Origin of the sequence: Dietzia sp. B19, from assembly GCF_014145155.1 — a bacterium.
GTDB classification, from domain to species: domain Bacteria; phylum Actinomycetota; class Actinomycetes; order Mycobacteriales; family Mycobacteriaceae; genus Dietzia; species Dietzia natronolimnaea.
In genome coordinates this window covers 2123-10184 of record NZ_JAALED010000413.1, presented here as the reverse complement: position 1 = coordinate 10184, position 8062 = coordinate 2123, and the positions used below count along the sequence as shown (strand labels likewise).

Below are 8062 nucleotides of genomic sequence, written 5' to 3'. Positions count from 1 at the left end.
GGCCGTGGGCCCCTCGTGCGCCACCGCACCCTTGGTCAGGCGTGGCTCCTCCGCGTGCTGTGCGATCAGCACACCGAGTCCCGCCGAGTACTCGAGGGCGCGGCGCATCACCAACGGGTCGTAGACGCACATGCCGTCGTCGGAGAAGACCCTGACCCGGGCCTCGCCGGAGGCCATCTGACCCATCTCGGTGAGCTGTTCCCCCTTGAGTCCGACGGTGACCGCTCCCACCGGGTGGATGTCGCACAGGCCCACGGACCGGCCGATCCGCCACACGGAGTCGGTGACGGTCTGGTTGTCCTGCGGAGGCTGGGTGTTGGCCATGGCGAACACCGCGGTGTACCCGCCCCGCGCCGCCGCCGCCGACCCGGTGGCCACCGTCTCGGTGTCCTCCCGTCCGGGCTCGCGCAGGTGGGTGTGGAGGTCGACGAACCCGGGGAGCAGGACGGCGCCGGCCATGTCGTGGGTCTCGACGTCGTCAGGGAGATCCTCACCGGCGTCCGGTCCGATCGCGGCGACGAGCCCGTCCCTGACGAGCACGTCGACGGGGTCGCCCTCCCCGTAGGGCCGGACCCGGCGCAGCAGCAGGGTCGGGGGTTCGAGGGCGCTCACTCGGGGTTTCCTTCCGTTCCGACAAGGGTGTGGAGCAGGACCGACATGCGTACGTGGACGCCGTTGGTGACCTGCTGGAGAATCGCTGACGACGGGGCGTCGGCGGTGTCGAACCCGATCTCCATCCCCCGGACCATCGGTCCGGGGTGCAGGACGATCGCGTTCTCGGGCAACCGGGACGCACGGGCGGGCCCCAGGCCGTACCGCACCGCGTACTCGCGGGCGGACGGGAAGAACCCTCCGTTCATCCGCTCGGCCTGGACACGCAGCATCATCACCGCGTCCGCGCCGGGCAGCTCGGCGTCGAGGTCGGTCGAGGCCCGGACCGGCCAGTCCCCGACCCCCACCGGCAGCAGGGTGGGTGGCGCGACCAACACGACCTCGGCACCGAGGGTCGACAGCAGCAGCGCGTTCGACCGGGCCACCCGCGAGTGCAGGATGTCGCCGACGATCACCACCCGGCGGCCCTCGATCCCCCCCAGTCGTTCGCGGATGGTCATCGCGTCCAGCAACGCCTGGGTCGGGTGCTCGTGCATGCCGTCACCGGCGTTGATGACCGAGGGCCCGACGCCGCCGGGGGCGACCCAGCCGGCGATCTGGAGGGCGGACCCCGAAGCCGGATGACGCACGATGAGCGCGTCCGCACCGACCGCGGTCAGTGTCATGGCCGTGTCCCGCAGCGACTCCCCCTTCTGCACCGAGGAGGCGCTCGCGGAGACGTTGATGACGTCGGCACTCATCCACTTGCCGGCGGTCTCGAAGGAGACCCTCGTGCGCGTGGAGTTCTCGTAGAACACCGTCAGGACGGTCTTGCCCCGGAGGGTGGGCAGCTTGCGGACCTCGCGCCCGAGGAGCGTCTCCTTGAGACGGCCGGCCTCGTCCAGGATCGACAGCGCCGCGTCGCGGTCCAGATCGGCGGCGGAGAGCAGATGCTTCACCTGGCGTCCTCCGGTGTCGGCCGTCTGAGGACCACGGCGTCGACGTCGTCCGTCTCCGTGAGCCGCACCGAGACGCCCTCCTCGCGCGAGGTGGGGACGTTCTTCCCGACGTAGTCCGCGCGGATCGGGAGTTCGCGGTGCCCGCGGTCGACCAGGACGGCGAGCTGGACGCGGGCGGGCCTGCCGAGGTCCCGCAGCGCGTCGAATGCCGCCCGGATGGTCCGCCCGGAGAAGAGGACGTCGTCGACCAGGATGACGGTCGCTCCGTCGATGCCCTCGGCCGGGACCGTGGTCGGGCTCATCGGGCGGTGGGGGCCACCGGCGAGGTCGTCGCGGTACAGGGTCACATCGAGTGAACCGGCGTGTACGGCGGCTCCGCTGAACTCCCTGATGCGCTCGGCCAGACGGTGCGCGAGCGGCACACCACGGGTGGGGATGCCGAGCAGGACGACCGGACCCGAATCCGGTGCGTCCGCGGCCGTGCGTTCGATGATCTGGTGTGCCAGGCGGGATATCGTCCTGGCGACGTCGTCAGACGTGAAGAGTGAAACCGAGGTCGTCTCCGGACCGTCAGCGCTCACCGATCACCACCTCCTTGTCCGCCTCGCTGGACGGCTCGTTAAAGGGATAGTTTTCGGACCGAACTCTATCAGTCCTCGGTTCCGGTCTCCGACGGGTCGGGGGTGGCCTCCGACACGTCTACGGCCGGCGCCGGGTCCAGCGAGGACACCGCGCGCTCGGCCGCCCGGATGTGCTCGGCGAGCCCGGCGATGCGGTCGAGGACGGCGTTGACGTAGGGCACCGACTTCTCGGCGGACAGGTCGGCGACCAGCAGCACCGACTGGTCGATCACGATGGCCGAGTCCACGTCCTCGGTGCCGAACAACAGCTCCCACGCCCCGGCGCGCAGCACCGCACGGTCCACTGCCGGGAGGCGATCGAGCGTCCATTCCCGCAGGTGCTCGGCGATCATGGTGTCGAGACGGTCCAACCGCTCCGCCACGCCCGTGACGATGTCCATGGTGTACGAGGCGACGTCGTGGAATTCCTGCGACTGCTCGCCCATCCGGCGGCGTTCCTCGGCGAGCGCCACCACGTCGGCGTCCCGGAGCTCCGCCTCGAACAGCAGGGCCACCGCGCGCTTGCGGGCCCGGAACCTCGATCCCCGGCGCCGGTGTTCTGCGTCATCCGCCATGGTCAGGCGTTCACCCGGCTGAGGTAACGGCCGTCGCGGGTGTCGATCCGCAGCTTGTCGCCCGTGTTGATGAACAGCGGCACGTGGACCTCGGCGCCGGTCTCGAGGGTGGCGGGCTTGGTGCCGCCGGTCGACCGGTCCCCCTGCAGGCCCGGGTCGGTGTGCTGGACCACCAGGTCGACGGCGACGGGCATCTCGGCGAAGAGCGCCACGCCCTCGTGCATCGACACCTGGACGCTGGTGTTCTCGAGGAGGAACCGGGCACCGTCCCCCATCACGGTGGGCGAGACGTTGATCTGCTCGAAGTCCTTCTCGTCCATGAGGACATAGTCCTCACCGTCGCGGTAGAGGAAGGTCATGTCGCGGCGGTCCACCGTGGCGGTCTCCACCTTGACCCCGGCGTTGTAGGTCTTGTCGACGATCTTGCCGGAGACCACGTTCTTGATCTTGGTGCGGACGAAGGCGGGACCCTTACCCGGCTTGACGTGCTGGAACTCCTGGATCTGCCACAGGTTGCCCTCCTCCTTGAGGACAAGGCCGTTCTTGAAGTCGGCGGTGGACGCCATGGTCGTTCTCCTTCGCGAGTCGTCGGCGGGCGGCCGGGGACCGGCGCCGCGCGCATGTTCTGTGGGACGGCTGCTCAGAGCACGCTGAGCGCCGTCGACGTGGTGGTCAGGGACCTACCGCCCCCGCCGGTGACGGCCACGGTGTCCTCGATTCGGATCCCTCCGAGGCCGGGGAGGTAGATCCCCGGCTCGATGGTGATCACATCGCCGTCGGACAGTGTACTCGCGGACCTGCTCGACACCGCGGGCGCTTCATGGACGTCCAACCCCACCCCGTGTCCCAGCGAGTGGCCGAAGTACCCGTCGAACCCGGCGTCGGCGATGATGCCCCGACTCACCGCGTCGAGCTCCGAGCAGGCCAGTCCCGCCCGGACCGCCGCCACCCCGGCGAGCTGGGCGCTTCTGACGACCTCGTAGGCGTCGAGGAGTCGGTCGGCAGCGCCGCCCAGGGCGACGGTGCGGGTGCAGTCGGACGCGTATCCCGACACCGTCGCTCCGAAGTCCACCACGACGAGATCACCGGCGGCGAGCAGCCTGTCCCCCGGGACATGGTGCGGGTGCGCACCGTTGGGGCCCGAGGCGACAATGGTGTCGAACGCCACCCCGTCGGAGCCGGCCCGTCGCATCGCGTGTTCGAGATCCGCGGCGACCTCCCGCTCGCTGCGGTTCACGGCGAGCAGGCCGTGGGCCAGGAGATGGTTCCATGACTCGTCCACGACCCGGCAGGCACGCTCGATGAGTCCGATCTCGACCGGGTCCTTCGCCCGCCTGACCTGCTCCACGAGCCCGCTGGTCTCGACGACCTTTGTCCCGGCGGCCCCGATCTTCTCGAGAACACCGCGCAGGGCGGACGCCGCGGACAGGGTCAGGTCGTCCGCCTCCACCGCGAGCGGGGCGTCCGCGGGACCCCGGCGACGTCCGAGCACCCCGGCGACGTAGTCCCGCGAGATCACGTGCCCGACATCAGGGGCCTGCTCGACAACCTGGAGCTCGTACCGCGAGTCCGTGCACAGGACCGCCTCGCCGTCGTCCTCCACGAGGACGGCCCCACCGGATCCGCGGAACCCGGTGAGGTAGGCGATGTTCCGTGGGTCGGTGACCAGGAGCGCACCGGCTCCCGCCTCGGCGGCCGCGGAGGCGACCGCACGTCGACGGGCCGCCAGGCGGTCGTTCACAGCAGGACCCCGCCGCCGCTGGGCTTGTTCCCCTCGGAGATCGCGGCGTAGGCCGCCGTCATCAGGGACGGGTCGGGGGCCTCCATGCGCGCCGGCCGGGCCAGTCCGTCGAGGACCACCAACCGGAGGAAGCCGGAGTGGTTCTTCTTGTCCCCCGCCATCAGCTCGAGCAACCGCGGGAACGCGTCGTCGTGGTATCCGGTGGGTAGGCCGAGAGAGGACAGGATCGACGCGTGACGGTCGGCCGTCGCGTCGTCCAGACGACCGGCCAGGCGGGCCAGCTCGGCCACGAAGCACATCCCCACGCTCACGGCCGCCCCGTGCCGCCAGCGGTACTGCTCACGCCGCTCGACCGCGTGGCCGAGGGTGTGTCCGTAGTTGAGGTTCTCCCGGGGACCGGACTCCCTGAGGTCCCGGCCCACCACGTCGGCCTTGACCTGGATGCTCCGGCGGATGAGCTCGACGATCGTCTCCCCGGTCGGGTCGAGCGCCGCCTGCGGGTCGGCCTCGATGAGATCGAGGATCGCGGGGTCGGCGATGAAGCCGCACTTGACCACCTCCGCCATCCCGGAGATCAGCTCGTTGCGCGGAACCGACTCGAGTGTCGCGGTGTCGACGAAGACGGCGGCCGGCTCGTGGAAGCTGCCCACCAGGTTCTTGCCCGCGTCGGTGTTGATCCCGGTCTTACCACCGACGGCGGCGTCCACCATCGCGAGCAGCGTGGTGGGGATGTGGATCACGCGGACCCCGCGCATCCAGGTGGCGGCCACGAAGCCGGCGAGGTCCGTCGCCGCCCCGCCGCCCAGGCTCACCACGGTGTCCTTGCGGCCCAACCCGATCTTGCCGAGGACGTCCCAGCAGTACCCCGCCACTGCCAGATCCTTGCCGGCCTCGGCGTCGGGGATCTCCACGCGGTGCGCGTTGACGCCGGCCTCGGCGAGCTGCTCGCGCAGGGCCTCGGCGGTCTGGGTCAACGGAGGCTGGTGGAAGATCGCCAGGTTGCGCGACGTCGAACACGCCTTGAGGATCTCCGGCAGCAGTCCACGGCCGATCACCACCGGGTACGGATCGGCGGACCGCACCTCCACCACCACGGGGTCGGTGTCGTTCCGGTCTCGGTTCATGATGGACTCCCGCTCATCGCTCGACTACTCACGCTCGTACCCGTCTCTCGCCCGACTCACGATCGGTCCCCTGTGCCCCGGGCGTGCGGGTCACCGGACTCGAGCCTGTCGACGATCTCCGTCACCACCTTGCCCGAACTCCGGCGTTCCGTGCTCACCGTCGACCACGCCACCTCGCGGTACAGCGGTGACCGCTCGGTCAGCAACGCCTGGTAGCGCGCCGTCGCGTCCCCGCCCGCGAGGAGAGGACGGCCCGGACCGCGCGACCGACGAACACCCTCGGCCACCCCGATCGTCAGATGGATCACGCGGTGACCACGGAGCCGTGCGCGGGTGGTGGCCGAGAGCACCGCCCCGCCCCCCAGCGACAGGACACCGTCGAAGGACGCGAGCGCCTCCCCCACGACCTTCTCCTCGATCGCGCGGAACGCGGGCTCACCGTCGTCCGCGAAGATCTCGGGGATCGACCGCCCCTCGGACTCCTCGATCATCTGATCGGCGTCACGGAACGGCACGTCGAGCCTCCGGGCGAGCTTGCGTCCGATCGTCGTCTTGCCGGCACCCGGCGGACCCACCAGGACGGCGACCGGCCGTGCCGGATCGCTCATGCCGGATCCGAGTCCCAGTCCAGTCTCGCCGCCACGGCGTCGAGGTAGCCCTGCGCGTTGCGTCGGGTCTCCGACACCGAGTCCCCGCCGAACTTCTGCAGGACGGACCGTGCCAGGACCAGCGCGACCATCGATTCCGCGACCACTCCGGCAGCGGGGACCGCGCACACGTCGGAGCGCTGGTGGATCGCGGTGGCGCCCGACCCGTCGGCCATGTCGACCGTGCTCAGCGCGCGGGGGACGGTGGAGATGGGCTTCATGGCGGCGCGGACCCGGAGCGGCTGACCGTTGGTCATCCCCCCTTCGAGTCCACCCGCACGGTTGCTCCGGCGTCCCACACCGTCCGCTCCGCGCACCATCTCGTCGTGTGCCACGCTTCCCCGTCGACGGGCGGTCTCGAAACCGTCGCCGACCTCGACCCCCTTGATCGCCTGGATACCCATGAGGGCCCCCGCCAGTTGGGCGTCGAGGCGCTCCTCGCCGGACACGTGCGAACCGAGTCCGATGGGCAGACCGTGGACCACCACCTCGGCCACGCCTCCGAGCGTGTCGCCGGCCTTCTTGGCGGCCTCGATCTCGGCGATCATCAGGTCCCCGCTCGCCGCGTCGAACGCGCGCACGGGACTGTCGTCGATGGCCGGCAGGTCGGCGAACGTGGGCTCGGGTCCGGTGTAGGGCTCGGAGGCGCCGATCGAGATCACGTGCGAGAGGACCTCGACACCCAGGACCTCACGCAGCAGCGCGCGGGCGACCGTCCCGGCGGCGACCCTGGCCGCGGTCTCGCGGGCGCTCGCGCGCTCCAGGACCATCCGGGCGTCGTCGAAGTCGTACTTCAACATGCCGGCGAAGTCGGCGTGGCCCGGGCGCGGTCGGGTGAGCACGGCCGCGCGGGCCTTGTCCTCGATCGCGTCGGGCTCGACGGGATCCGCCGACATGATCTGTTCCCACTTGGGCCACTCGGTGTTACCGACCTCGATCGCGATGGGCGAGCCCATGGTGCGACCGTGCCGGACGCCCGCGAGCACCCTCACCGCGTCGGCCTCGAACTTCATCCGGGCGCCGCGGCCGTAGCCCAGGCGGCGGCGGGCGAGCTGCGAGGCGATCTGCTCGCTCGTCACCTCGACCCCCGCGATGACGCCCTCGACGATCGTCACTAGGGCCTGGCCATGCGATTCTCCGGCGGTGGTCCACTTCAGCACGCCGCCGATCATCCCACGTCCGGGTCTCACCCGGCACATCAGGCCCGCGGCGCCGCCGAGGTCCGGGTCCGGGAGGCGACGGTGGCCTGGTGTGGCGTGGTGCCGGTGAGGCGCCGGAACGCGTGGATGAAGCTCGACGCCTCGGCGTATCCCATGCGGATCGCGACGTCCTCGACCGAGAGCAGACCGGTGGCCAGCATCCGCTCCGCCAACTCGACCCGGACGTCGCCCAGCAGGCGCTGGTACGAGGTGCCCTCGTCCGCCAGCCGCCTCCGCAGCGTCCGGGGACTCATCCCCAGTGCGGCGGCCACGGAGGTCATGGGTGCCCCCTGGGAGAGACTCCCGGTGATCTCGACGCGGACACGGCTGCTCACCGGCCCGCGGGTCCGGCGGGTGGCGGCGAGGTCCCGGCAGAGCGCCTCGGCCATGGCCACCGCCCCGGCACTGCCCTGCGGGAGGGGTCGGTCGAGGTGGACGGCGTCGAAGACCGCCGTGACCCCGTCGCCACCACCGGGCGATGACGGCACCGTGCCCAGCCGCTCGCCGTAGGCGGCGAGGGTCTCGTCGGTGCGCCCACCGGCGAACGTGACCTCGGTGAAGGGCAGGCCGCCGGGGACGAGGTCCCGGAGAACGGAGTCGATCGCG

10 protein-coding genes are annotated in these 8062 nt (G+C 71.0%); all 10 read right to left on the bottom strand.

Going from position 1 to position 8062, the window contains the following annotated elements:
* A partial coding sequence (locus G6020_RS11955) for an amidohydrolase family protein (protein ID WP_182610783.1) occupies positions 1-612 on the bottom strand: 612 nt, incomplete at its 3' end.
* Positions 609-1550 carry an aspartate carbamoyltransferase catalytic subunit gene (locus tag G6020_RS11950; protein ID WP_182610782.1) on the bottom strand — a complete coding sequence of 314 codons (942 nt, stop codon included), beginning with the start codon at positions 1548-1550 and terminating at the stop codon, positions 609-611. The genes G6020_RS11955 and G6020_RS11950, both read right to left, overlap by 4 nt.
* The gene (pyrR, locus tag G6020_RS11945; protein WP_179525354.1) at positions 1547-2131 is read right to left on the bottom strand and encodes a bifunctional pyr operon transcriptional regulator/uracil phosphoribosyltransferase PyrR; all 585 of its coding nucleotides are present in this window, start codon (positions 2129-2131) and stop codon (positions 1547-1549) included. Before pyrR ends, G6020_RS11950 begins: the two co-directional genes overlap by 4 nt.
* A gap of 68 nt (positions 2132-2199) precedes the next feature.
* Entirely contained in the window at positions 2200-2745 is a 546-nt protein-coding gene (nusB, locus tag G6020_RS11940) for a transcription antitermination factor NusB (protein ID WP_182610781.1), read from the bottom strand.
* A gap of 2 nt (positions 2746-2747) precedes the next feature.
* Positions 2748-3311 (bottom strand): elongation factor P, encoded by a 564-nt coding sequence (gene efp, locus G6020_RS11935; RefSeq protein ID WP_182610780.1) that lies wholly within the window; start codon positions 3309-3311, stop codon positions 2748-2750.
* Positions 3312-3385: 74 nt separating this feature from the next.
* Entirely contained in the window at positions 3386-4486 is a 1101-nt protein-coding gene (locus G6020_RS11930; protein ID WP_182610779.1) for a M24 family metallopeptidase, read from the bottom strand.
* Positions 4483-5610, bottom strand: coding sequence for a 3-dehydroquinate synthase (aroB, locus tag G6020_RS11925; RefSeq protein WP_182610778.1), 1128 nt, complete (start codon positions 5608-5610; stop codon positions 4483-4485). The genes G6020_RS11930 and aroB overlap by 4 nt, the downstream gene beginning before the upstream one ends.
* A gap of 56 nt (positions 5611-5666) precedes the next feature.
* On the bottom strand, positions 5667-6218 hold the full coding sequence (locus G6020_RS11920; protein WP_179525359.1) for a shikimate kinase: 552 nt from the start codon (positions 6216-6218) through the stop codon (positions 5667-5669).
* Entirely contained in the window at positions 6215-7417 is a 1203-nt protein-coding gene (aroC, locus tag G6020_RS11915) for a chorismate synthase (RefSeq protein ID WP_182610784.1), read from the bottom strand. Before aroC ends, G6020_RS11920 begins: the two co-directional genes overlap by 4 nt.
* Positions 7418-7455: 38 nt before the next feature.
* The coding region (locus G6020_RS11910) for a helix-turn-helix transcriptional regulator (RefSeq protein ID WP_182610777.1) at positions 7456-8062 on the bottom strand (607 nt) is incomplete at its 5' end.

Coding starts and splice junctions, on each gene's coding strand:
- nusB (WP_182610781.1), bottom strand. CDS start 2,745: ATGGCGGATGACGCAGAACACCGGCGCCGGGGATCGAGGTTCCGGGCC.
- efp (WP_182610780.1), bottom strand. CDS start 3,311: ATGGCGTCCACCGCCGACTTCAAGAACGGCCTTGTCCTCAAGGAGGAG.
- aroB (WP_182610778.1), bottom strand. CDS start 5,610: ATGAACCGAGACCGGAACGACACCGACCCCGTGGTGGTGGAGGTGCGG.
- G6020_RS11920 (WP_179525359.1), bottom strand. CDS start 6,218: ATGAGCGATCCGGCACGGCCGGTCGCCGTCCTGGTGGGTCCGCCGGGT.